The following is a 22,595-nucleotide window of genomic DNA, read 5'->3' as shown; positions in this document are numbered from 1 at the left end:
GAATGACTGTGAAACAAGAACTTCTCTACGAAGGCAAAGCGAAAAGAATCTATCAGACCGATGACGAGCATATTTTATATGTTGAATATAAAGACTCAGCTACAGCATTTAACGGTGAGAAGAAAGCGGAAATTGAAGGCAAAGGCAGACTGAATAACGAAATTTCTAGCTTGATTTTTCAAATGCTACATGAGAAAGGGATCAACAATCACTTTGTGAAACGCCTATCTGAAACAGAACAGCTCATTCAAAAGGTAGACATCGTACCGCTTGAAGTCGTTGTGCGAAACGTGGTGGCAGGCAGTATGTCAAAACGTCTTGGGATTCCAGAGGGAACGAAACTGGACACACCTTTGATCGAGTTTTACTACAAAGATGATGCACTCGGCGATCCGCTCATTACAGAAGATCATATTCGCATTTTACATGCAGCGACACCTGAGCAGGTGGAGGAAATGAAACAAATCACAAGACAAGTGAATGAAGAATTGAAGCAAATCTTCTCAGATTGCCATGTGAATTTAATTGATTTCAAGCTTGAATTCGGAATAGATCACGAGAATCGTATTTTGCTAGCTGATGAGATTTCACCTGATACGTGCAGGCTTTGGGACAAAGACACAAACGAAAAGCTTGATAAAGACGTGTTCAGACGAAACCTGGGCGGCTTAACAAATGCATACGAAGAAATTTTCAAAAGACTTGGAGGCCATAAACATGTATAAAGTGAAAATTTTTGTCAGCTTAAAAGAGAGCGTTCTTGATCCACAAGGAAGTGCCGTGCAGCACGCTTTGCACAGTATGTCTTATCAGGAAGTAAAGGATGTCCGTATCGGGAAATATATGGAGCTAGTCATTGAGAAATCAGATCGTGACTTAGACACAGTGGTCAAAGAAATGTGTGAAAAATTGCTTGCCAACACGGTGATTGAAGATTACCGCTATGAGGTGGAGGAGGTTGTCGCACAGTGAAGTTTGCAGTGATCGTCTTGCCTGGCTCTAACTGTGATATCGATATGTATCATGCGATTCAAGATGAGTTAGGTGAACAAGTTGAATATGTATGGCACGACGAAACGAGTCTTGATGGTTTTGACGGTGTACTCGTACCAGGCGGTTTCTCTTATGGGGATTACTTAAGATGCGGTGCGATTGCTCGTTTTTCTAACATCATGCCGGCTGTGAAAAAAGCAGCTGCGGAAGGAAAACCTGTTCTTGGTGTTTGTAACGGGTTCCAAATTCTTCAGGAGCTTGGCATTTTGCCAGGTGCAATGAGACGGAATAAAGATCTAAAATTTATCTGTCGTCCAGTTGAACTCATTGTAGAGAACAACGAAACGCAATTTACAAGCGGTTATCAAAAAGGTGAATCGATTACGATTCCTGTAGCACACGGTGAAGGCAACTTCTACTGTGACGAAGACACGTTAGCGAAGCTGATTGAACAAGGCCAAATCGCTTTCACTTACGGTGACGATATTAACGGCAGTGTCAATCGAATTGCAGGTGTAACGAATGAACAGGGCAATGTACTCGGCATGATGCCGCACCCTGAGCGCGCGGTTGACTCATTACTAGGCAGCGCAGACGGACTTAAATTGTTTCAATCTATCGTGAAAAATTGGAGGGACACTCATGTCACTACTGCTTGAACCAAGTCACAAGCAAATTAAAGAAGAGAAATTGTATCAGCAAATGGGATTGAGTGATGAAGAATTCGCTTTAATCGAATCCATTATTGGCAGGCTGCCAAACTACACAGAAACGGGTATCTTTTCTGTCATGTGGTCAGAGCATTGCAGTTATAAAAACTCAAAGCCTGTTTTAAGCAAATTCCCGACAAAAGGAGAGCATGTTCTTCAAGGTCCTGGGGAAGGCGCTGGAATCGTTGATATTGGAGACAACCAAGCGGTTGTATTTAAAATCGAATCACATAACCATCCATCTGCAATTGAACCGTATCAAGGAGCGGCAACAGGTGTTGGCGGAATCATCCGTGATGTATTCTCCATGGGTGCTCGTCCAATTGCGGTATTAAACTCTCTTCGTTTTGGTGAACTGACTTCACCGCGCGTGAAGTACTTGTTTGAAGAAGTAGTGGCAGGGATTGCAGGCTATGGAAACTGTATCGGTATTCCAACAGTCGGCGGAGAAGTTCATTTTGATCAAAGCTATGAAGGCAACCCGCTCGTTAACGCAATGTGTGTAGGGTTAATCAACCATGAAGACATCAAGAAAGGGCAGGCAAAAGGTGTTGGCAATACGGTCATGTACGTTGGTGCTAAAACGGGACGTGACGGGATTCACGGTGCAACATTTGCGTCTGAAGAATTTTCTGATGAATCAGAAGAAAAACGTTCAGCGGTTCAAGTCGGCGATCCGTTCATGGAAAAGCTTTTGCTTGAAGCATGCCTTGAAGTCATCAAAAATGATGCGCTTGTGGGCATTCAAGATATGGGAGCGGCTGGCTTAACTAGCTCAAGTGCAGAGATGGCAAGTAAAGCCGGTTCAGGTATCGAAATGAACCTAGACCTGATCCCTCAGCGTGAAACAGGCATGTCAGCGTATGAAATGATGCTGTCTGAATCCCAAGAGAGAATGCTGTTGGTCATTGAAAAAGGCCGTGAGCAAGAAATCATTGATATTTTTGAAAAATACGATCTTGAAGCAGTCTCAGTCGGTCATGTGACAGACGATAAAATGCTTCGTTTACTCCATCAAGGAGAAGTAGTGTGTGAGCTTCCAGTTGATGCACTTGCAGAAGAAGCACCGGTTTATCACAAGCCGTCAAGTGAGCCTGCATACTATCGTGAGTTTTTAGAAACAAAAGTGGAAGCTCCAGCGATCACAGATGCAGCAGATACATTGAAACAGCTGTTAAAACAGCCAACGATTGCGAGTAAAGAATGGGTTTACGATCAATACGACTATATGGTTCGTACAAACACAGTCGTTGCACCTGGCTCTGATGCGGGTGTGCTCAGAATCCGTGGGACGAAAAAAGCTCTTGCGATGACAACAGATTGTAACGCACGTTATCTCTACCTTGATCCAGAGGTCGGCGGGAAAATCGCCGTTGCAGAAGCCGCACGTAACATTGTCTGCTCAGGCGCTCGTCCGCTTGCAGTAACAGATAACTTGAACTTCGGTAACCCGGAGAAACCAGAAATCTTCTGGCAGATTGAAAAATCTGCTGACGGCATTAGCGAAGCTTGCCGTACTTTAAGTACACCGGTCATCGGCGGTAACGTCTCTTTATATAACGAGTCAAATGGAACAGCCATTTACCCAACGCCAGTCATTGGCATGGTTGGTTTGATTGAAGATACAGCTCATATTACGACTCAATCGTTCCAGCAGGCAGGCGATGTGATTTTCGTCATTGGTGAAACGAAGGAAGAATTCGCAGGCAGTGAGCTTCAAAAAATGACAGAAGGCCGTATCTACGGAAAAGCACCAGAAATTGATTTGGATGTAGAGCTGGCGCGTCAAGAAGCCCTATTAGCAGCAATTCAAAACGGACTTGTTCAGTCAGCACATGATGTGTCTGAAGGCGGTCTTGGTGTAGCTCTAGCTGAAAGTACATTTGGAACAGATGGTCTTGGCGCTGATATCCAGATCGATCTAAACAGCGCTGCCTCACTATTTAGTGAATCACAGTCACGTTTTGTCGTCACAGTGAAACCAGAAAACCGCGAAGCATTTGCTGCGGCTGTGCAAGATGCAAAAGAAGTCGGAACGGTCACAAATGATGGTGTATTCACTGTCAAAAATCAAGAAGGACAACAATGGATTCATGCGGCAGTCAACGAGCTTGAACGCGCATGGAAAGGAGCGATCCCATGCTTGCTGAAATCAGAGGCTTAAACGAAGAATGTGGCGTCTTTGGGGTTTGGGGACACGAAGAAGCCCCGCAAATCACATATTACGGATTGCATAGCCTTCAGCACCGAGGACAAGAAGGTGCGGGAATTATTGCAACAGACGGTGAAAACCTGACGTCACACAAAGGCCTTGGACTGATTACGGAAGTGTTCCAAAACGGTGAGCTTAAGGATTTAAAGGGAAAAGGTGCGATCGGACACGTTCGGTATGCGACAGCAGGCGGAGGCGGCTTTGAGAATGTGCAGCCCCTCTTCTTCCGCTCGCAAAACAATGGCAGTCTTGCCCTTGCTCATAATGGAAACTTGGTCAATGCAACGCAATTAAAGCAGCAGCTAGAGAACCAAGGAAGTATTTTTCAAACGTCTTCTGATACCGAAGTGCTCGCTCACTTAATTAAGCGTAGCGGATATATGGATTTGAAGGATCAAATCAAAAATGCTCTGTCCATGTTAAAAGGAGCATATGCTTTCTTAATCATGACGGAAACAGAAATGATCGTAGCCCTTGATCCGAACGGGTTACGCCCACTTTCACTTGGTATGCTTGGAGATGCTTATGTTGTCGCTTCTGAAACATGTGCCTTTGATGTCGTTGGTGCTACGTATTTACGTGATGTAGAGCCTGGCGAAATGCTGATCATTAATGATGAAGGCTTAAAATCTGAGCGCTTCTCAATGAACATTAACCGCAGCATGTGCAGCATGGAATACATTTATTTCTCAAGACCGGACAGCAATATCAATGGCATCAACGTGCATAGTGCGAGAAAGAATCTTGGCAAGAAGCTTGCAGAAGAAGCACATGTCGAAGCAGATGTCGTGACAGGTGTACCAGACTCCAGTATTTCTGCAGCGATTGGCTATGCCGAAGCAACAGGTATTCCATATGAGCTAGGTTTAATTAAAAACCGTTATGTCGGCCGGACATTTATTCAGCCGTCTCAAGCATTGCGTGAGCAGGGCGTGCGAATGAAGCTGTCTGCTGTGCGTGGGGTGGTCGAAGGCAAACGTGTCGTCATGGTGGATGATTCCATCGTACGAGGAACAACAAGTCGCCGAATTGTGACGATGCTAAGAGAAGCGGGTGCGACGGAAGTGCATGTACGCATCAGTTCACCGCCAATTGCTCATCCGTGTTTTTATGGAATTGATACGTCTACACACGAAGAGCTGATTGCGTCATCTCATTCAGTGGAAGAAATTAGACAGGAAATCGGTGCAGACACCATTGCATTTTTATCTGTAGACGGTTTAATGGACGGGATTGGCAGAAAGTATGATGATCCGCAGCGCGGTCAGTGTTTAGCATGCTTTACTGGAAAATACCCGACCGAAATTTATGAAGATACTGTCCTTCCTCATGTGAAGGAAACAGTCCTGACGAAATAATCGAATAATGGAGCAGCAGTCAACGTGATTTGATATGCTGCTCTTTCATTCTGCCGAAAATACATGGAAGACAAGCAGATAAAAGGAGTGAATGGGATGTCAGAAGCATATAAAAACGCCGGTGTCGACATCGAAGCAGGATACGAAGCCGTCAAACGAATGAAAACACATGTAGAACGTACAAAAAGAGCAGGTGTCATGGGGGCTCTAGGCGGGTTTGGCGGGATGTTTGATTTATCTGAACTGCCATATAAAAAGCCCGTACTTGTCTCAGGAACAGATGGTGTTGGTACGAAATTAAAGCTCGCTTTTTTAATGGATCAACACGATACGATCGGTGTAGATGCTGTTGCTATGTGTGTGAACGATGTACTTGCACAAGGGGCAGAGCCGCTCTTTTTCTTAGATTACTTAGCAGTTGGAAAAGCAGATCCTTTGAAAATTGAATCCATCGTCAAAGGTGTAGCTGACGGATGCGAGCAGTCTGGCTCAGCGCTTGTCGGCGGAGAGACAGCAGAAATGCCGGGTCTTTACACAGAAGAAGAATATGATATTGCTGGATTTTCTGTAGGTGTCGTTGAAAAAGATGATATCGTCACAGGAGAGAACATCAAGGAAGGGCATTTGCTGATTGGACTCAGCTCTAGCGGAATTCATAGCAATGGCTATTCTCTTGTACGAAAAGTATTGCTTGAAGATGCGGGTCTAGATCTTCACCAAACGTATGAACCTTTTACAAGACCACTTGGAGAAGAGCTGCTTGAACCGACGAAGATTTATGTCAAGCCTGTTCTTAAACAAGTGAAAGCTGGCAAAGTTGACGGTATGGCACATGTGACAGGCGGCGGATTTATTGAGAATTTACCACGTATGCTACCTGAAGGACTTGGTGTTGAGATTGATAACGGCTCATGGCCAGTTCCACCTATTTTCTCCTTTATCCAAGAAAAAGGGCAATTAAAAGCAGAAGAGATGTTCAATGTATTTAATATGGGCATCGGCTTTGTCCTAGCCGTCAAAGAGGATGATCTCGTCGATGTGATCAGCGGACTTGAACAAGACGGAGAGAAAGCCTTCCTTATCGGACGAGTTCAAAAAGGAGAAGGCGTCACTTTCGGTGGTGGAAGCCTCTCATGAAAAAGTTTGCGATCTTCGCCTCTGGAAGCGGGACAAATTTTCAAGCCATTATTGATACGTTAAAAGAAGAACAGTGGCAGGCAAAAGCCGCCATTGTGATCTGTGATAAACCGGGTGCGAAGGTGCTGGAGCGGGCAGAGAAAGAGGGCATTCCGTCCTTTTCTTTTACGCCGAAGGCTTTCCCGAGTAAAGCCGCTTTTGAGCAAACCATCATTGAACAGCTGAAGCTGCATGAAGTGGAATGGATTTTCCTCGCTGGGTATATGCGACTGATCGGTCCGACATTACTTGACGCATTCAGAGGGAAAATCGTGAATATCCACCCTTCTTTATTGCCAGCATTTCCTGGACTCGATGCGATTGGACAAGCCTATCAAGCAGGAGTCAAAGTGGCTGGCATCACGGTTCATTATGTCGACGAAGGCATGGATACCGGTCCGATTATTGACCAAGCAGCCATTCATATTGAACAAGGGGAAGACCTTGAATCCATTGAAAAAAGAATGCATGAATTAGAACACACACTATATCCAAAAGTGATCAAATCACTTTTAGAATTATCTTAATGAGGTGACAAAGGCATGACGATCAAACGCGCATTAATCAGTGTTTCCGATAAAACAAATCTTGTACCTTTTGTGAAAGAACTAACAGAACTTGGCGTTGAAGTGATTTCAACTGGTGGTACACACAAACTTCTTCAAGAGAACGGCATTGATGTCATTGGTATTTCTGAAGTGACTGGCTTCCCAGAAATCATGGACGGACGACTCAAAACGCTTCATCCGAACATTCACGGTGGACTGTTAGCAGTGAGAGAAAACGATGAGCATATGGCACAGATCGAAAAGCACGGCATTCAGCCGATTGATCTTGTCGTTGTGAATCTATATCCATTCAAAGAGACCATTTCCAAAGACGATGTCACGTATGAAGAAGCGATTGAAAACATTGATATTGGCGGACCGGGTATGCTTCGTGCTGCTTCTAAAAACCATCAGGACGTCACTGTGATTGTAGACCCGCGTGATTATGATTCTGTCGTTCAACAAATTAAAGAAGGCGGCGTCTCACTAGAGAAAAAACGTGAGCTTGCAGCAAAAGTATTCCGTCATACGGCTGCTTACGATGCCCTGATTGCGGATTATTTAACGAACTTTGTTGGCGAAACTGAGCCAGAACAGTTCACAGTCACATTTGAGAAAAAACAATCTCTTCGTTATGGAGAAAACCCGCACCAAGCGGCGACGTTCTATGAAAATGCGCTTCCAAGCAAAGGCTCTTTAGCTACGGCAACGCAATTACATGGAAAAGAACTTTCCTACAACAACATCAAAGATGCAGATGCAGCACTTCAAATTGTACGTGAATTTACGGAGCCAGCGGCTGTGGCTGTAAAGCATATGAACCCATGTGGTGTTGGGACAGGAGAAACGATTGCAGAAGCATTTGATCGTGCATTTAAAGCAGATGAAACATCTATTTTCGGCGGCATTGTGGCGCTTAATCGTGAAGTAGATAAGCAAACGGCTGAGGTGCTCCATACGATTTTCTTAGAAATCGTCATCGCACCATCGTTTAGCCAAGAAGCACTTGATGTGCTAACAGCGAAAAAGAACCTTCGTCTACTAACATTAGATGTAGAAGCAGATCTTGGGAAAAAAGAAAAGCAGCTCACAAGTGTTCATGGTGGATTACTCGTTCAGGATATCGACACATACGGCTTAGAGGAAGCAACGATCTCTATTCCAACGAAAAGAGAGCCGACTGAAGACGAATGGAAAGACTTAAAGCTCGCTTGGAAAGTCGTCAAGCATGTGAAATCAAATGCCATCGTTCTAGCGAAGGATCAAATGACAGCAGGCATCGGCGCTGGTCAAATGAACCGTGTTGGCTCGGCTAACATTGCGATTGAGCAAGCAGGTGAAAAGGCAAAAGGCAGTGCACTAGGTTCTGATGCATTTTTCCCAATGGGCGATACAGTGGAAGCTGCTGCAAAGGCAGGCGTTACAGCGATCATCCAGCCAGGTGGTTCCATTCGTGATGAAGAATCAATCCAAAAAGCAGATGAATACGGCATCGCCATGGTCTTCACTGGCGTTAGACATTTCAAACATTAAGGGGATGACAGTGTGAACGTATTAATTATCGGCAGAGGTGGAAGAGAGCATACCATCGCATGGAAAGTGAATCAAAGCGAACTTGTCAGCCAAGTATTTGTCGCACCCGGCAATGATGGAATGACAGACGCTGCGAAGCTTGTACCGATCGACGAGGGCGATCATGAGGCGTTAATTCGTTTTGCAAAAGACAATAACATTGGCTTAACAATTGTCGGTCCAGAGGTTCCTTTAATTGCAGGTGTCGTCGATGCATTTGAAGAAGCAGGTCTAAAGGTATTTGGACCGAATGCAAAAGCCGCAGTCATTGAAGGCTCAAAAGAATTTGCAAAAGACTTAATGAAAAATTATGAGATCCCGACAGCCGCTTATGCCACTTTTACATCGTTTGAAGAAGCGAAGGCATATGTGGAAGAAAAGGGTGCTCCAATTGTCATTAAAGCAGATGGACTTGCCGCAGGAAAAGGTGTGACTGTGGCAATGACACTTGAAGAGGCGATCAACTGCCTGCATGACTTTTTAGAGGATGAAAAGTTTGGCGATGCGAGTGCATCGGTTGTCATTGAAGAATTTTTAACAGGTGAAGAGTTTTCTCTGATGGCCTTTGTCAATGGAGAAAAGGTGTATCCGATGGTGATCGCACAGGATCATAAACGGGCATTTGAAGATGACAAAGGACCAAACACCGGCGGGATGGGTGCTTATTCACCGGTTCCACAAATTTCTGATGAAGTCGTACAAAAAGCGGTGGAAGACGTCGTCAAACCAGCAGCTCGCGCGATGGTGCAGGAAGAGCGTCCGTTTACAGGCATTTTATATGCGGGCTTAATGCTAACACCAGAAGGCTCAAAAGTCATTGAGTTCAATGCACGCTTTGGCGACCCTGAAACGCAAGTAGTACTCCCTCGTCTTGAATCAGATCTAGTCCAAGTATTCCTCGACATTCTAGATGGAAAAGATGTGGACTTGCAGTGGAAAGACACAGCCGCTGTCAGTGTCGTTCTTGCATCAGAAGGATACCCGGAAGACTACGCAAAAGGCACACCAATCGGTGCTTTGCAAACAACGGTTTCTGATGTCGTGACCTTCCATGCAGGAACAAAAAAGGAAAACGATCAATTTGTCACAAATGGCGGCCGTGTAGCAAATGTGACCGCATTTGACGACACATTTGAAGCAGCAAGATCAAGAGTGTATGAAGCGGTTGAAGAAATCATTCAGCCAGGTTTATTTTATCGCCGTGACATTGGCGCCCGTGCGCTGAAGGCTGCGGGGAAAACTTTTTAAGCGAGCATTTTGCCATAAGTGTTAGAAAAAAACACCTTTAGTTTGTGTGTAGAGAAGTCATCTACTGAAACTCGAAGGTGTTTTTTACTTTGAAGCAATTACACACTTTCAATAAAGTAAATAAAAGGATACAATCAAAATAAAAGGAAATGAATGGTGGTTAAAACATGGTTATTAAAACATATATCATTGGTGTATTATTCATGCTTATTTTATTTCTCATAGCCATAAATAACGTCTTTTTGACTGCCATTAAGATGAATGAATTGAAAAAAGGCGTAGCCATTAGTTATATGATCCTATCCATTTTTTCTGGCATTGCTATTTCTTCATTTTTAATTTGGAAGTTTTTTATTAGCTAAGAGGGGAATGAGTGTATGGTGCAATTGAAGAAACTTGCAAACGAGCGTTTTTCTGCTTTGATCTGTATGGATCCATTTAACGAGAGAATTCGTTTGGATGATTATAGCGGCAGGGTGCGTGATGTGATTCAGTCCGTGCTTCAGGAAGCGGCGGACTGCAAGGCGTCTAAGGTCATTGTAAAAGTAAGGCGTGAGCATATGCCGCTTTTTTTAGAAAAAGGCTTTCGGCTTGAAGGGGTGTTTTCTCATTATTTTCTCGGAAGTGATGCATACGGCATGTCGCTCTTTCTGACCGAAGATCGAATGAACAGCCCGTTTTGGCTGAAGGAAGATGAAATCGTTACGTCTATTCAAGAAAAGCCGATCAAAACAGACCAAGGCGTGTGGCAGGATGAGTATGTGATGAGGAAAGCCAGTCCAGAGGATGTGCACAAGCTGGCAGTGCTCTATGATACGGTCTTTGAAACGTACCCCACGCCAATGAATGAGCCAAATTACATCCAAAAGGTAATGGAGGAAGGGACGGTTTTTTATGCCGTTGAACATGACGGTCAACTTGTAAGTGCCGCTTCTGCTGAAATCAATGTACCGTATGGTCATGCAGAATTAACAGATTGTGCAACCCTTCCCACATACAGAAAACTAGGATTCATGCATCATTTGATTCTAGCCCTCGAACAAGAGCTTCAATCCATGCACATTTATGTCTTTTATTCTCTTGCCCGTGCACTGTCCTATGGAATGAATCAAGTATTTTATCAGCTCGGGTATACATACACCGGACGCTTTCAAAACAACTGCTATATTTTTGACAAAATTGAAGATATGAATCTATGGGTCAAAACGCCAAATGAATCATGAGATGGTTCTCATCTGATCAAGCAGACCAGATAGGCGGTACGCCATGATACTCAGCTGCAGCTTCATCCGATCATCAGTGGATTTGAGGCTGCAGCCTGTTCTCGTTTCAATTTGTTTCAACCGGTAGCTTAACGTATGCCGGTGAATAAACAATTCCCCCGCTGACTTTTGAATATTTTCATTATGTGCCAAATACACTTCGAGTGTATGAATCAGGTCAGCTCCTTGTTTTTTTGTATAAAGCAGCGGGCTTAACAGCTCCACGTAAAAGTCATGCAAATTCATTCCGGCTTCGTTCATTTCAAGCAGCATCCCATATAGACCGAGCTTCTGATAATGAATGATACTGTCATCTGTTTTCAAAAGAGGAAGGAGCCTTGCTGCATACTGGGCTTCTTTTGCACTTTTAGCAAAGAGACTGATCTGGTCGTAGGCTCTTCCGATGCCAATCACAATGGGATGGACGGGGAAAAAATAAGACCAAGTACTGCAGCATTCTTCTGATGCGCGATACCAATTTGTTTCTTGATACGTGCTTTTCCCTGCGGGTGTCAAGACGAAAATGGAATCAAGCCTTGCCTTTAATAAAAAAGGAATTTGTCTGCGTTCAAAAATGGATGTGAGCAATTGGGATAGGCGCTGCACCATTTGATGGTCGAGCTGTGTGTGCTGATGCTGAAATTGAAAGTAGATGACGACTTGTTCTTCGCTCATATCATATTGCAGCTTTCTTGCTTGTTCGATGACATAACTTTCTTCTGTGTATTGCTGTTGCAGCATATCATCCAATAAATGCCCCTGCATTTGGTTTTCTGTATCTTGAATGGCTTTTTGTTTCAACCATTCAATCGCATACACCGCACCGGCATGCTCAATGGCGATGGCATCGAGATGGTGCCACGTCTCTTTTTTCTTTAACGCCACAATGAACCCGAAAATATCCCCCATTGCAATCACAGGGCATGCTGCTAGAACAAACGCACCATATGTGTCATAGACGAGCCGGCCTTTTTCCTCTGCCTGCTTGAGCAGAGAAGAGGTTTCAATCGGTTCGTCATCTGTTAGAAAGCCAAAAGCAGGGGAATAGGTCACTTCGTCTGTTTCGAGATGAGTGGCTGTTTGGTGCAAAAACACATCCAGTACGACGATATTTGCCGCTGTGAGATGTGCCAGTTCATCCGTAATTTGCGTGACATTTTTATTGCTCACATTTAAATGGGTCAGTCTTTGATGAATCGCGGAAGAATATTTGAGCTGATGGAGCTGACTGCTGACGATTTGTTCTAGAACGGCTTTTGTGATGTCTGAAAAATTGACATGGGGCGGAATCTCGATGAGCGGAATACCGCTATTTTCGGCGGCTTCAATGAGTGATGCGGGAATTTCCGTTAAGTACACGCCTTTATAAATGGCAATGGCTGAAAGACGATGAGATTGAATCAATTTTTCAAGCCGGATGCGTCTTTCTTTATTTTCTGTCAGCCCAAATCCAGTTGTAACAAGTAATTCTCCTTCGGAAAGTCTAGATGTGTCTTCAATAATTTCCACAATGGTCACCCACTGGATAAGACGATCCAGTCCATTTTCTCCAGCAAGCAGTTTGGTTTCTTTCATCATATCGAGCGAGAGTGCATCTTTGACGAGAATCGCCATAGACTCATGACCTCCTTTTGAACACTCTTATACACCATGTATAAAAAACACGTGTGAAATTCGGGCATATGGCGAATGGAGGATGACTGCCCTCTTGATTAAGCTAATCTTATACCAAGTATACAAAATTTTCTTGCGATTCATGTAAAAAGATAAGTGCAGCTGCTGACAAGAGAGGGAGGAATGACAAAGTGGAGACCCGGGATTACTTAATCAAACCGATGTTAAATCAGCAATATCCTGTGGCTGTGAGAGGAGAGGGGATTTATTTATATGATCGGGACGGAAAAAAATATATAGATGGCTCATCAGGGGCAGTCACGGCAAGTATTGGACATGGCATACAAGAGATTATTGATGCGATGACAGAGCAAGCGAAAAAGGTGAGCTTTACGTACAGATCACAATTTACGAATGAACCAGCGGAAGAACTAGCGTATGAATTGAGTACACTTTGCCCAGGTGATCTGAACTGGTCTTTTTTTGTAGGGAGCGGTTCAGAGGCAACGGAAACTGCTATGAAAATGGCGATACAGCATTGGCAAGAGCAGGGGAAGACGGAAAAAAATCATATCATCTCAAGATGGATGAGTTACCACGGTATTACATTAGGGGCGCTGTCAATGTCAGGTCATATTGCAAGGAGAGAGCGTTTTGAACCACTGCTTGAAAAGCATCCAGTGCTGTCACCGCCCTATAGCTACAGGTCATGGCTTCCAAAGGAAGACAGCAAGCAGGTCGAGTGGTATGTCCAGGAATTTAAAACCGTCATCCAGCGTATAGGAAAAGAGAGGATTGCCGCATTGATCGCCGAACCGATTGTTGGCGCAGCGGGAGCGGCGCTCCTGCCGCCAGACGGATATTTCGAAGCGATGAAGCGTGTCTGTGAAGAAAACGACATTTTAATGATTGCAGATGAAGTCATGACGGGCTTTGGACGAACTGGGAAAATGTTTGCGATGGAACACTGGGGCACGGTACCAGATATCATGGTTCTTGGAAAGGGCATGAGCGCAGGTTATTCTCCAATTGCAGCAGTTGTCTCAACGGATCGTGTGATGGCACCGATTATCAGCGGCTCCGGCTCTGTCATGGCAGGGCACACATATAGTGCCAATCCGCTTTCAGCAGCCGTTTCATTAGCGGTCATTCGATATATGAAAAAGCATCAGCTTCCCGATCGGGCTGACCTTTCTGGGCGATATTTGATGAATGCTTTAAAAGATCTGCAAGTCAATCATTCCATCATAGGAGATGTGAGAGGGAAGGGATTGCTGATTGGCATTGAGTTTGTCGCAGATCGTTTATCCAAAACGCCATTTCCTGCACGTGCTCAGATAACCAATCTCGTTGTTGAAACGGCAAAACAAAATGGACTGTTGGTGTATCCAGCGAGCGCTGGAGAGGATGGAGTCGGAGGCGCAGCGGTTATGATCGCACCGCCGCTTTCCATCACACAGCAGGAAATGGATGAACTGATTGATAAATTCGGCCAGACCATCACACAAGTCGAACAAGAAGTAATCAATCGAGGGTTTTTCCCATCTGCTATGTAAGGAGGAACGAACATGAATAAAACTGTGGGGTTGGATGAAGTGATGACGCGATTAAAAGATGGCATGACCATCATGTTTGGCGGATTTGGCGGCGTGGGTTCACCACCATCGTTGATTGATGCCATTTTGGAAGCAAATATTCAAGATCTGACATTGATCGGAAATGATGCAGGTTTCCCGCAAATTGGTGTGGGCCGGCTCATCACAGAAGGAAGAGTGAAAAAAATCATCGCCTCTCATATCGGCTCAAATCCCATTGCCGGACAGAAAATGCAGGCTGGTACATTAGACGTTCATTTTTATCCGCAGGGCATTCTTGCAGAAAAAATCAGAGCAGGCGGAATGGGTCTGGCGGGCATTGTGACAGATGTTGGGATGGATAGCCTGAATCTCGATGAGAAACAATTGGTTCAACTGAATGGGAAGGATTATATGTTGGAGCCTGCGCTCACAGCGGATATTGCCATCGTCAATGCCTACAAAGCAGATGAAGTGGGAAACCTCATTTTTGATAAAAGCGCACGGAATACAAACCCGATTGTGGCGATGGCAGGAGACTGGACCATTGCGGAGGCAGAAGAAATTGTGGCAGCGGGGCAGCTCGATCCAGAAGAAATCGTGACGCCAGGCGTATTTGTGAATCAAATCGTGCAATCAAAAGGAGTGAACTGGACATGGGCATGGGAGACATCGATTTAAGACACCGCATTGCCAAAAGAGCAGCACAAGAAATTGAAGATGGCATGATTGTGAATCTTGGGATCGGCATTCCGACCCTAGCAGCAGATTACATTCCATCACATTACGAGGTGTGGCTGCATGCAGAAAACGGCATTATGGGTGCAGGAGCCTCGCCTTTGCAAGGGGAAGAAGATCCGAATTTATGCAATGCGGGCGGTTTTCCCATTACGTTAACAAAGGGCGGCTCGTACATGGACAGTACGACTGCTTTTGGCATCATTCGAAAAGGCATGCTGGATATGACGATTTTGGGTGCACTTGAAGTAAGCAGCCAAGGGGATCTTGCCAATTGGATTGTACCGGGGAAAAGAGTACCGGGTATGGGCGGAGCGATTGAGCTGGCGCAAAAAGCGAAAAAAGTGGTAGTGGTGATGAGCCATCTGGATAAACACGGTCGATCTAAAGTGAAAACGGCTTGTACATTGCCCTTAACCGCTAAAGCGTGTGTCGATTTGATTATTACGGATATGGCGGTCATTGAGGTCAAGTCTCAGCTGCTCATTTTACGTGAAGTCATGCCGCCATTTCAGCCGGAAGATGTCATAAGGGCGACTGAAGCGCCATTAATTTTAGCGCCTGATGTCAAATCTGTTGTGTAGAAAGGATGAACGACTTGCAGCCAATGACACGTATCAGAAACTGGATGAAAGAACATCAGAATGAAGCCGTTACGCTTCTTCAGCAAATGGTGCAATGTGACAGCACCCAAGGAAATGAAGAAGACGTGCAGCAGATCGTGGCCAATAAACTGTCCGCCATTGGCTTTGATGTAGACGTTTGGGAAATTGGCGGCGATGAATTACTAGAGCATCCTTATTTTTATTCCCCGCGCCGATCTTTTCAGGGGAGTCCCAACGTTGCTGGGCGATTGAAAGGAAAAGGTGGCGGCAAATCGATTTTATTAAACGGGCACGTAGATGTGGTTCCGGCAGGAGATACGAATCAATGGACATATCCGCCTTACAGCGGGCATATCATAAACGGGAGACTTTATGGACGCGGGGCAACAGATATGAAAGGTGGAAACGTTTCTTTACTCTTTGCGCTTGAGGCACTGCATGCGCTTCAGATTCCCCTGAAAGGAGATGTGGTGTTTCATAGTGTCGTCGAAGAGGAAAGCGGCGGAGCAGGCACACTTGCAGCAATAATGAAAGGGTACACAGCGGATGCTGCCATCATTCCAGAGCCAAGTCATATGAACATTTTTCCGATTCAGCAAGGATCAAAGTGGTTCAGGCTGCATATTAAAGGAAGGGCAGCTCATGGCGGAACAAGGTATCACGGTGTTTCTGCTATTGAAAAGAGCACGGTGGTCCTTTCTCATATAGCGGCACTAGAAAAAGAAAGAAATCAGCGAGTGACGGAGCCGCTGTTTCAGCATATTCCGATTCCAATTCCAATCAACATTGGGAAAATTCAAGGCGGTGATTGGCCGTCCTCTGTCGCAGATCTTGTCACAATGGAAGGCAGGCTTGGTGTGATGCCAGGTGAGACAGTTGAGCAGGCAGAGAAGGAATTAGAAAATTGGATGACTGGACTCGCTGAAAATGATGATTGGTTTCAAGAACATCCTGTGGAGGTGGAGTGGTTTGGTGCTAGATGGCTTCCAGGGTCAATCGACTCTGATCACCCGCTTTTAGGTCTATTGAAGGAACAATATGAAGAGGTCATGCAGCACCCGCCAAAGGTGGAAGCCGCCCCTTGGGGGACAGACGGCGGATTACTGTCACAAGCAGCGGATATCCCAATCATTGTGTTTGGACCTGGAACGACAGAGCTTGCCCATTTCCCGAATGAATCTATTGAGATCAAACATGTCATTGAAGCAGCAGAAATCATTGCTGGTACGTTGGTCAAATGGTGCGAAGCAGCGGAGTGATTCACACACAAAAAAAGAAGGCTGTCTACTCAGCCTTCTCCAGCGTGCAGATAAACCCTCGCATTCGTTGTCAGGTCTGTGCGCCGGTGCTCGCCCTTCCTAGACTTCAAAGGTTTTCATGTCACGCTGAAAGGAAGACAAAGAGCTAAAATAAAATTCATTTTAGCTCTTTGTCAACAATCTGAAGAAGGCTGTCTACTCAGCCTTCTCTTTATGTGTATTCTGCTGTTCACACATATAGGTCACTGGACAAAAACGAAGAATACCAGAACCCAATTTTAATCCGCCGAGCATGATGCCAAAAAGCAGCATTTTACTCCATGGTTTTCGAGCATATAAGGATCCAGCTACAGTACATATCGTCATTCCGCAGGCAATTCTCATGAGCGCTTCCATTAAGCCAAGATTAGGTTTCATTGCAAGTAATTCTCCTTTTTTAAATTATTTTAAGTGTGATTTCAAGAAATTGTAACGTTTCATTAATGCGTAACGTGGTTCGTTATGTTACGATAGGGCTAATACAAATGAAGGAGAGTATGTGAATGTCCGAACGTACTTTTAATTGGAGAAACAATGACATCCGCACACAAATCGATGTAGTCGACTCAAAAATAGTTCCAACACTCCTTTTAACGAATGGACTCGTGCTAAACCCGTTTTTGAAGCAATGGGTGAAGGCAAATATTTGGATACATGATGATCGAATTGTTTATGTCGGAGCAGAGCTTCCTCAAAATAAATCAGCTAAACGTGTGATTGATTGTGAAGGTAAATACATTGTGCCGGGGTATATTGAACCTCACGCGCATCCGTTCCATATTTATAATCCCCAATCACTTGCAGAATATGTGTCTCAATTTGGCACAACAACAATGGTCAGCGATAACTTATTTCTTCTTTTGCAAAGCAATGAAAAGAAAGCGCTTTCCACTCTATGCGAATTAAAAAAGCAGCCATTTCAGTATTTCTGGTGGTCCAGATACGATCTTCAAACCGAGGTCAGGTATGAAGATGAGATGCTGCCTATTAACTATCGGAAAGAATGGATTGATCATCCCGACGTCCTTCAAGGCGGCGAATTAACGAGCTGGCCAAGATTAATGGACGGTGATGATCTCATTTTATATTGCATGCAAGAAACGAAGAAGCAGAGAAAACGAATTGAAGGGCATTTCCCTGGGGCTTCTGAGAAAACGCTAACAAAAATGAAGCTGTTTGGAGCGGACAGTGATCATGAAGCAATGAATGCAGACGATGTGCTCAAACGCTTGTCTCTAGGTTATCATGTGTCCTTGCGTCATTCTTCCATCCGCCCAGATTTAGTGAACATTTTAAGGGAATTGCATGAGCGTGACTTTAGGCACTACGATCACTTTTTCTATACAACAGATGGATCAGCGCCTCACTTTTATGAAGAAGGCATGATCAATCGTCTCATTTCCATTGCCCTTGAAGAAGGCGTGCCTACTATTGATGCGTACAATATGGCGACTTTTAACATTGCGAAATACTATCAAATTGATGACTTATTAGGCGTGGTCGGTCCTGGCCGATTGGCTTCTTTGAATATTTTAGATGATCCGATGAATCCAAATCCAGAAACGGTGATTTCTAAAGGGGTTATCCTGAAATTAGAGGGGGAGAACCAGCATCAATTCCAAGAGACAAAATGGGAAAATGGCGGGCTTGAACCATTAGACTTAAGCTATGACCTGACGATGAGTGACTTGCAATTCTCAATGCCGCTTGGTGTCAAAATGCGAAATGCCGTCATCATGGAGCCCTATACAGTGGAGATTGATAACTCTGTCAACCAGCTGTCCTGTGACCATGATCAAAGCTTCTTCAGCCTGATTGATCGAAAAGGCGAGTGGCGCGTGAACACAATGTTAAAAGGATTTGCAAACAAGGTGCAAGGGTTTGTCAGCTCATTTTCAACCACTGGTGACATTTTAGTGATTGGGAAAAATAAAGATGATATGATGCTTGCTCATAAGCGAATGAAAGAAATTGGCGGTGGAATTGTGCTCACAGAAAACGGAAAGATTTTGCATGAAATCCCGCTGCAATTATCAGGCTGTGCATCAGCTGAACCGTTTGAAACGGTTCTTCAGCAGGAGCAAACGTTACGCGAGCTACTCATTGAGCGAGGGTATCCATTTGACTGCCCAATTGATACACTTGTCTTTTTCCAAAGCACACACTTGCCGTATATTCGAGTGACACCAAGAGGAATATTTGATGTCATGAAAAAAACTGTACTCTTTCCGTCTATAATGCGTTAAAATATAACAGAGTGGAGCTGTATCATATTTGCTAGATTTCTGACCGCTGTTATAGGGCAGGAGTAAGCAAGAGATCTCTTCGCTGCTAGATATGGTGACAAAGCATAGGGCTTTGACATGACGAATGAAGTGCCCAATTGTAAAATGAATCTGTCGGTTACGCTGGCCGACCAACATATTTTGAATCATTGAGTGAGGCGGGGCGCATGTTTGCGATCTCGTCGAGCTTTTCGCACAGCCTGTATTTTTAGGGCAGACCTAATGAAGCAGAAGTGGTCTGGATATCGGAAGCAAACAAGTTTGTCAGATTGTCGAACAAGGAAAATGACAGAACTTGTCGAATTTGTATACGATAAAGAAGCTTCGGCTTACGAAAGAACTGACGGCATTTCCAGCGTATAAACAAACCTGTCATGATTCGTTCAAAGCTCATTGCTGAGGTTGAAAAAAATGAGTCAGGAAAGATACCGCTTTCTCGGAAAAGTCAGTGCGAAGCGGTGCCAATAGTAAAGGAGAAGATGTATAAAGATGCAAATTGATAAATTAAGGGGCAAAAGCTTAGATCAGTTATTCAACTCCATCTTATCCCTTAAAGACCTGGAAGAATGTTATCGATTTTTTGATGATTTGTGCACCATCAATGAAATCCAATCTTTATCACAGCGTCTTGAAGTAGCACGTATGCTTCGCGAGGGAAACACGTATCATAAAATTGAGACGGAGACAGGTGCAAGCACTGCAACCATCTCACGAGTCAAACGCTGCTTGAACTACGGAAACGATGCCTATACAATGGCACTTGACCGCGTAGCAGAACAGCAGGCAAATGACGAAACAAAATAAAACAGCTTTCACTGTAAACAATCCTTTTCAACAAGAATGGCGTTGTTTACAGTTTTTTTATGAAGAGCGCTGAAAAAACAAACAAGGACTGGCTAAATGAAGCGGTCCTGTTTTTTATTTTCTTTCTCTTTCGTATTTCTTGACTATTTTGTGCAATAGATTTGTCTTATTCCCTATTAGGAACCCCAAAAATCAGTACATTAACTGCATCTAATAGACTGTGTTGTGGAACTCTATTCTAAAATTTTGTTTAATGATTTGATTTCCTCCATGTAGGGATGAAAAAGTAAATGTTTATTATAATCAGAATGGAAATACCAAATAGTAATGAAACCAATGTATTTATATTTCTTTCAAAAGGCAATATTTCATATAGAAAATAGGATGTCACTAATAAACAATCAAGCCCTATTATTTTTTTTGAACCAGATTTTCTATTAAAGTAATCACTGGCCCCAATAAATGTTAAAATAAATCCAGTCAAAAACAGAACTCCCCACCAAATGTGTAAATACCAAATAGGTAGTTGATATGCAGCTGGGTCAAAATAGGCGCCTGTGTAACCTAAAAAACTGATCAACATTAGAATTCGACCAAATACTGCTGAGAGTTGCATCCTTATATCTTTTTGATTTGGTTTAATGCGATTTTCTTGGTCTTTTTTCCAAGAAGGTTGTTCTGGAGATACTAATTCTTTTATGTCGCTATCAAATAATTCAGCTAATTTTATTAAATGTTTCATCGATGGTTCTGATTGATATGTTTCCCATTTTGATACTGCTTGCCGACTCACTCCTAACTGCTCAGCTACATATTCTTGCGATAACTTTAAAGCTCTTCTTTTATCAGCAATATTGGAACCTAATGACATCTTGCAACTCCCCTTTATATTATGTTGATTGTCATTGTAATGGTTTTATAAGTTGCACACTACCAACCACTATGCAACTATTGGTTGCAAAAGCTTAATTTAACTAGATACTTTAGCTATGGGTTTTGATAGTACGGTTAATATGATGGATATCTAACAAGAATGGTACAATATCCAGTCAACATTGAGAAGGTTCGTTTGCACCATGTATTTGATTTCAACTTAATGAAAGTTTTTTAATAACATCCAAGCAGAATGCATGCAATTGAATGCTCTAGGTTGTAGAGCAAATTGGCAGTTAAGAAATTAGAAGAGAGTTTTTTTAAAAATGGTGATGTACCAATGTTAATAAAGTCCAATAAAAAAGCAGGGAGGCTGGGACTGACCCCCGTTTTTGAGACAGGGATCAAAACACCTTTATGAAACAGCCAATTGCCGATAGTTTATCGGTGATTGGTTGTTTAGTTTCGTTTGAATACGAATGTTGTTATAATAATAAATGTATTCTTTGACAGTGCGTTCTACGATGGTGGTCGTAGTGCGATCAATCCTGTTAAGATAGAACGTTTCAGACTTTAGTGAGGAATGAAACGATTCGATGGAGGCATTATCAGCGGGCGTCCCTTTACGGGACATGCTCATGGTAATGCCTTTTATATGAACAGCTTTCTGATACTCGTAAGATGTATACACAGAACCTTGATCGCTATGTAACACGCAATTCTCAGGAAGTGCTGGGAGCTGATTAAGTGTGTTTAAGATAAAGTCTGTGTCCTGCTTATCACCAATTGTAAAAGCAATCACTTCTCCATTATATAAATCCAATATACTGGAAAGGTACAATTGTTTCTGTCCATAAGGCAAATACGTGATGTCCGTGACTAGTTTTTCAAGAGGGCGATCAGACTGAAAATTCCGATCCAGTATATTACCAGCCACGGCATAGGGCTGCCCATTCTTCTTACGCTTTTTCATTTTAACCCGGCATTGCCACTGGTTTTTCTGCATGATACGTTGAACAGTTTTATGGTTAATACGCATTCCCATTTTTAGTATGGCTGTGATTTTCCGATAACCATATCGATATTTGTGCTTTCGGCACAACGTGCCGACCTGTTTCTCTAGTTGTCTTTTAGAATGATTCTGAGTCAGATTCTTTTTCCATCTATAATACGAAGTGCGTGAGATGCCTAAATGGACACAGATGTCCTGTACCGTCATCGTTTTGCACAATTCATCTACCAGTTTGCTTGACGTTTCCTTATCAACTTCCTTTCCAATTCGTTGTACTTTTTTAAAACCTCATTCTGTTGACTCAAATAGCGATTTTCTGCCTGAAGTCTCTCTAATTCTGAAGAGTACTCGGGACCCTTTCCATAGGTATATTGTTTTCCAACAGGTTGTTCGAACCTGTGTGTATCCCCAGTTTTATGCCATCTCACCCATGTCTGAACCTGCGTCTTATTCTTGATATTCAATTCCTGCATGATCTCTTTCATAGGTACGCCTGCCAATCTCATTTCTACAGCCTTCTGTTTGACTTCAACCGGATAACTCACTCTTGTCCCCATAGAAAAAACACCTCCATGTTTTATTTCGGATCACAACGATCCGTTTTCAAACTTAAAGGTGTTTTTTATTTGTCTCATCTTTTGGGGTCAGTCCCGCTCCCTGCTTTTTTATTCTGTGTATATTCAATTTTTCATTTATTTGTTAATGTACTGTGT

The 22,595-nt window shown here is 43.5% G+C and carries 21 protein-coding genes; 17 read left to right on the top strand and 4 right to left on the bottom strand.

Features of this window, described 5'->3' with window-relative positions; translation table 11 throughout:
• The first annotated feature begins 2 nt into the window (after positions 1–2).
• The 11 genes from purC to ablB all read left to right on the top strand — a co-directional run bounded on the left by purC (position 3) and on the right by ablB (position 11,040).
• Entirely contained in the window at positions 3–725 is a 723-nt protein-coding gene (gene purC, locus LCD32_RS02800; protein ID WP_007496901.1) for a phosphoribosylaminoimidazolesuccinocarboxamide synthase, read from the top strand.
• On the top strand, positions 718–972 hold the full coding sequence (gene purS / locus LCD32_RS02795) for a phosphoribosylformylglycinamidine synthase subunit PurS (RefSeq protein ID WP_003214349.1): 255 nt from the start codon (positions 718–720) through the stop codon (positions 970–972). The genes purC and purS overlap by 8 nt, the downstream gene beginning before the upstream one ends.
• Positions 969–1,652, top strand: a complete 684-nt coding sequence (purQ, locus tag LCD32_RS02790) for a phosphoribosylformylglycinamidine synthase subunit PurQ (RefSeq protein ID WP_017359821.1) — start codon at positions 969–971, stop codon at positions 1,650–1,652. Before purS ends, purQ begins: the two co-directional genes overlap by 4 nt.
• Complete coding sequence (gene purL / locus LCD32_RS02785) at positions 1,636–3,867, top strand: phosphoribosylformylglycinamidine synthase subunit PurL (protein WP_008344291.1); 2,232 nt, start codon at positions 1,636–1,638, stop codon at positions 3,865–3,867. The genes purQ and purL overlap by 17 nt, the downstream gene beginning before the upstream one ends.
• The gene (purF, locus tag LCD32_RS02780; RefSeq protein WP_017359819.1) at positions 3,843–5,273 is read left to right on the top strand and encodes an amidophosphoribosyltransferase; all 1,431 of its coding nucleotides are present in this window, start codon (positions 3,843–3,845) and stop codon (positions 5,271–5,273) included. Before purL ends, purF begins: the two co-directional genes overlap by 25 nt.
• 96 nt (positions 5,274–5,369) lie before the next feature.
• Positions 5,370–6,410 carry a phosphoribosylformylglycinamidine cyclo-ligase gene (purM, locus tag LCD32_RS02775; RefSeq protein ID WP_224562720.1) on the top strand — a complete coding sequence of 347 codons (1,041 nt, stop codon included), beginning with the start codon at positions 5,370–5,372 and terminating at the stop codon, positions 6,408–6,410.
• Positions 6,407–6,976, top strand: a complete 570-nt coding sequence (gene purN, locus LCD32_RS02770) for a phosphoribosylglycinamide formyltransferase (RefSeq protein ID WP_056705691.1) — start codon at positions 6,407–6,409, stop codon at positions 6,974–6,976. The genes purM and purN overlap by 4 nt, the downstream gene beginning before the upstream one ends.
• A 15-nt stretch (positions 6,977–6,991) precedes the next feature.
• Positions 6,992–8,530 carry a bifunctional phosphoribosylaminoimidazolecarboxamide formyltransferase/IMP cyclohydrolase gene (gene purH / locus LCD32_RS02765; RefSeq protein ID WP_008344287.1) on the top strand — a complete coding sequence of 513 codons (1,539 nt, stop codon included), beginning with the start codon at positions 6,992–6,994 and terminating at the stop codon, positions 8,528–8,530.
• Positions 8,531–8,542: 12 nt separating this feature from the next.
• Positions 8,543–9,817 carry a phosphoribosylamine--glycine ligase gene (gene purD, locus LCD32_RS02760; protein ID WP_224562718.1) on the top strand — a complete coding sequence of 425 codons (1,275 nt, stop codon included), beginning with the start codon at positions 8,543–8,545 and terminating at the stop codon, positions 9,815–9,817.
• Positions 9,818–9,984: 167 nt separating this feature from the next.
• Entirely contained in the window at positions 9,985–10,179 is a 195-nt protein-coding gene (locus LCD32_RS02755; RefSeq protein ID WP_061418199.1) for a hypothetical protein, read from the top strand.
• Between the two features lie 15 nt (positions 10,180–10,194).
• Positions 10,195–11,040, top strand: a complete 846-nt coding sequence (gene ablB, locus LCD32_RS02750; RefSeq protein WP_224562704.1) for a putative beta-lysine N-acetyltransferase — start codon at positions 10,195–10,197, stop codon at positions 11,038–11,040.
• Here ablB and LCD32_RS02745 read toward each other — a convergent pair.
• Complete coding sequence (locus LCD32_RS02745) at positions 11,035–12,693, bottom strand: PucR family transcriptional regulator (RefSeq protein ID WP_224562701.1); 1,659 nt, start codon at positions 12,691–12,693, stop codon at positions 11,035–11,037. The genes ablB and LCD32_RS02745 overlap by 6 nt on opposite strands.
• A 191-nt stretch (positions 12,694–12,884) precedes the next feature.
• Between LCD32_RS02745 and LCD32_RS02740 the strand changes: the two genes are divergently transcribed.
• The 4 genes from LCD32_RS02740 to LCD32_RS02725 are packed head-to-tail and all read left to right on the top strand — an operon-like array spanning position 12,885 to position 16,869.
• On the top strand, positions 12,885–14,249 hold the full coding sequence (locus LCD32_RS02740; protein ID WP_224562691.1) for an aspartate aminotransferase family protein: 1,365 nt from the start codon (positions 12,885–12,887) through the stop codon (positions 14,247–14,249).
• A gap of 12 nt (positions 14,250–14,261) precedes the next feature.
• Complete coding sequence (locus tag LCD32_RS02735) at positions 14,262–14,948, top strand: CoA transferase subunit A (RefSeq protein WP_224562689.1); 687 nt, start codon at positions 14,262–14,264, stop codon at positions 14,946–14,948.
• Positions 14,924–15,589: a 3-oxoacid CoA-transferase subunit B gene (locus tag LCD32_RS02730; protein ID WP_025206868.1), complete on the top strand. Its 666-nt coding sequence runs from the start codon at positions 14,924–14,926 to the stop codon at positions 15,587–15,589. The genes LCD32_RS02735 and LCD32_RS02730 overlap by 25 nt, the downstream gene beginning before the upstream one ends.
• A 14-nt stretch (positions 15,590–15,603) precedes the next feature.
• Positions 15,604–16,869: a peptidase gene (locus LCD32_RS02725; protein ID WP_224562685.1), complete on the top strand. Its 1,266-nt coding sequence runs from the start codon at positions 15,604–15,606 to the stop codon at positions 16,867–16,869.
• Positions 16,870–17,064: 195 nt separating this feature from the next.
• On the opposite strand, the gene LCD32_RS02720 is transcribed toward LCD32_RS02725, so the two are convergent.
• Complete coding sequence (locus LCD32_RS02720) at positions 17,065–17,286, bottom strand: DUF2892 domain-containing protein (protein ID WP_008344274.1); 222 nt, start codon at positions 17,284–17,286, stop codon at positions 17,065–17,067.
• Between the two features lie 125 nt (positions 17,287–17,411).
• Here LCD32_RS02720 and LCD32_RS02715 point away from each other — a divergent pair, with 125 nt between their 5' ends.
• Both LCD32_RS02715 and LCD32_RS02710 read left to right on the top strand, forming a co-directional pair.
• Positions 17,412–19,154 (top strand): adenine deaminase C-terminal domain-containing protein, encoded by a 1,743-nt coding sequence (locus tag LCD32_RS02715; RefSeq protein WP_041093185.1) that lies wholly within the window; start codon positions 17,412–17,414, stop codon positions 19,152–19,154.
• A 528-nt stretch (positions 19,155–19,682) separates the two neighbouring features.
• Positions 19,683–19,997 (top strand): YerC/YecD family TrpR-related protein, encoded by a 315-nt coding sequence (locus LCD32_RS02710; RefSeq protein ID WP_003214053.1) that lies wholly within the window; start codon positions 19,683–19,685, stop codon positions 19,995–19,997.
• A gap of 250 nt (positions 19,998–20,247) precedes the next feature.
• On the opposite strand, the gene LCD32_RS02705 is transcribed toward LCD32_RS02710, so the two are convergent.
• Positions 20,248–20,868, bottom strand: coding sequence for a helix-turn-helix domain-containing protein (locus LCD32_RS02705; RefSeq protein WP_008344268.1), 621 nt, complete (start codon positions 20,866–20,868; stop codon positions 20,248–20,250).
• 417 nt (positions 20,869–21,285) lie between these two features.
• Positions 21,286–22,439, bottom strand: a protein-coding gene (locus LCD32_RS02700) for an IS3 family transposase (protein ID WP_224562648.1) whose coding sequence is annotated in 2 segments (ribosomal slippage) — positions 21,286–22,166 and positions 22,166–22,439 — 1,155 coding nt in all. Because the reading frame shifts where the segments join, the coding sequence is not laid out codon by codon here.
• Positions 22,440–22,595: the final 156 nt, after the last annotated feature.

This window comes from Bacillus sp. RSS_NA_20, from assembly GCF_020165915.1.
GTDB lineage: Bacteria > Bacillota > Bacilli > Bacillales > Bacillaceae > Bacillus > Bacillus altitudinis.
This window is presented reverse-complemented; position numbering and strand designations above follow the sequence as displayed.

What these genes read in the sequence shown, in the direction of transcription:
- purC (WP_007496901.1), top strand. Translation starts at nt 3, where the DNA reads ATGACTGTGAAACAAGAACTTCTCTACGAAGGCAAAGCGAAAAGAATC.
- purS (WP_003214349.1), top strand. Translation starts at nt 718, where the DNA reads ATGTATAAAGTGAAAATTTTTGTCAGCTTAAAAGAGAGCGTTCTTGAT.
- purL (WP_008344291.1), top strand. Translation starts at nt 1,636, where the DNA reads ATGTCACTACTGCTTGAACCAAGTCACAAGCAAATTAAAGAAGAGAAA.
- purF (WP_017359819.1), top strand. Translation starts at nt 3,843, where the DNA reads ATGCTTGCTGAAATCAGAGGCTTAAACGAAGAATGTGGCGTCTTTGGG.
- purM (WP_224562720.1), top strand. Translation starts at nt 5,370, where the DNA reads ATGTCAGAAGCATATAAAAACGCCGGTGTCGACATCGAAGCAGGATAC.
- purN (WP_056705691.1), top strand. Translation starts at nt 6,407, where the DNA reads ATGAAAAAGTTTGCGATCTTCGCCTCTGGAAGCGGGACAAATTTTCAA.
- purH (WP_008344287.1), top strand. Translation starts at nt 6,992, where the DNA reads ATGACGATCAAACGCGCATTAATCAGTGTTTCCGATAAAACAAATCTT.
- LCD32_RS02755 (WP_061418199.1), top strand. Translation starts at nt 9,985, where the DNA reads ATGGTTATTAAAACATATATCATTGGTGTATTATTCATGCTTATTTTA.
- ablB (WP_224562704.1), top strand. Translation starts at nt 10,195, where the DNA reads ATGGTGCAATTGAAGAAACTTGCAAACGAGCGTTTTTCTGCTTTGATC.
- LCD32_RS02745 (WP_224562701.1), bottom strand. Translation starts at nt 12,693, where the DNA reads ATGGCGATTCTCGTCAAAGATGCACTCTCGCTCGATATGATGAAAGAA.
- LCD32_RS02735 (WP_224562689.1), top strand. Translation starts at nt 14,262, where the DNA reads ATGAATAAAACTGTGGGGTTGGATGAAGTGATGACGCGATTAAAAGAT.
- LCD32_RS02730 (WP_025206868.1), top strand. Translation starts at nt 14,924, where the DNA reads ATGGGCATGGGAGACATCGATTTAAGACACCGCATTGCCAAAAGAGCA.
- LCD32_RS02720 (WP_008344274.1), bottom strand. Translation starts at nt 17,286, where the DNA reads ATGAAACCTAATCTTGGCTTAATGGAAGCGCTCATGAGAATTGCCTGC.
- LCD32_RS02715 (WP_041093185.1), top strand. Translation starts at nt 17,412, where the DNA reads ATGTCCGAACGTACTTTTAATTGGAGAAACAATGACATCCGCACACAA.
- LCD32_RS02710 (WP_003214053.1), top strand. Translation starts at nt 19,683, where the DNA reads ATGCAAATTGATAAATTAAGGGGCAAAAGCTTAGATCAGTTATTCAAC.
- LCD32_RS02705 (WP_008344268.1), bottom strand. Translation starts at nt 20,868, where the DNA reads ATGTCATTAGGTTCCAATATTGCTGATAAAAGAAGAGCTTTAAAGTTA.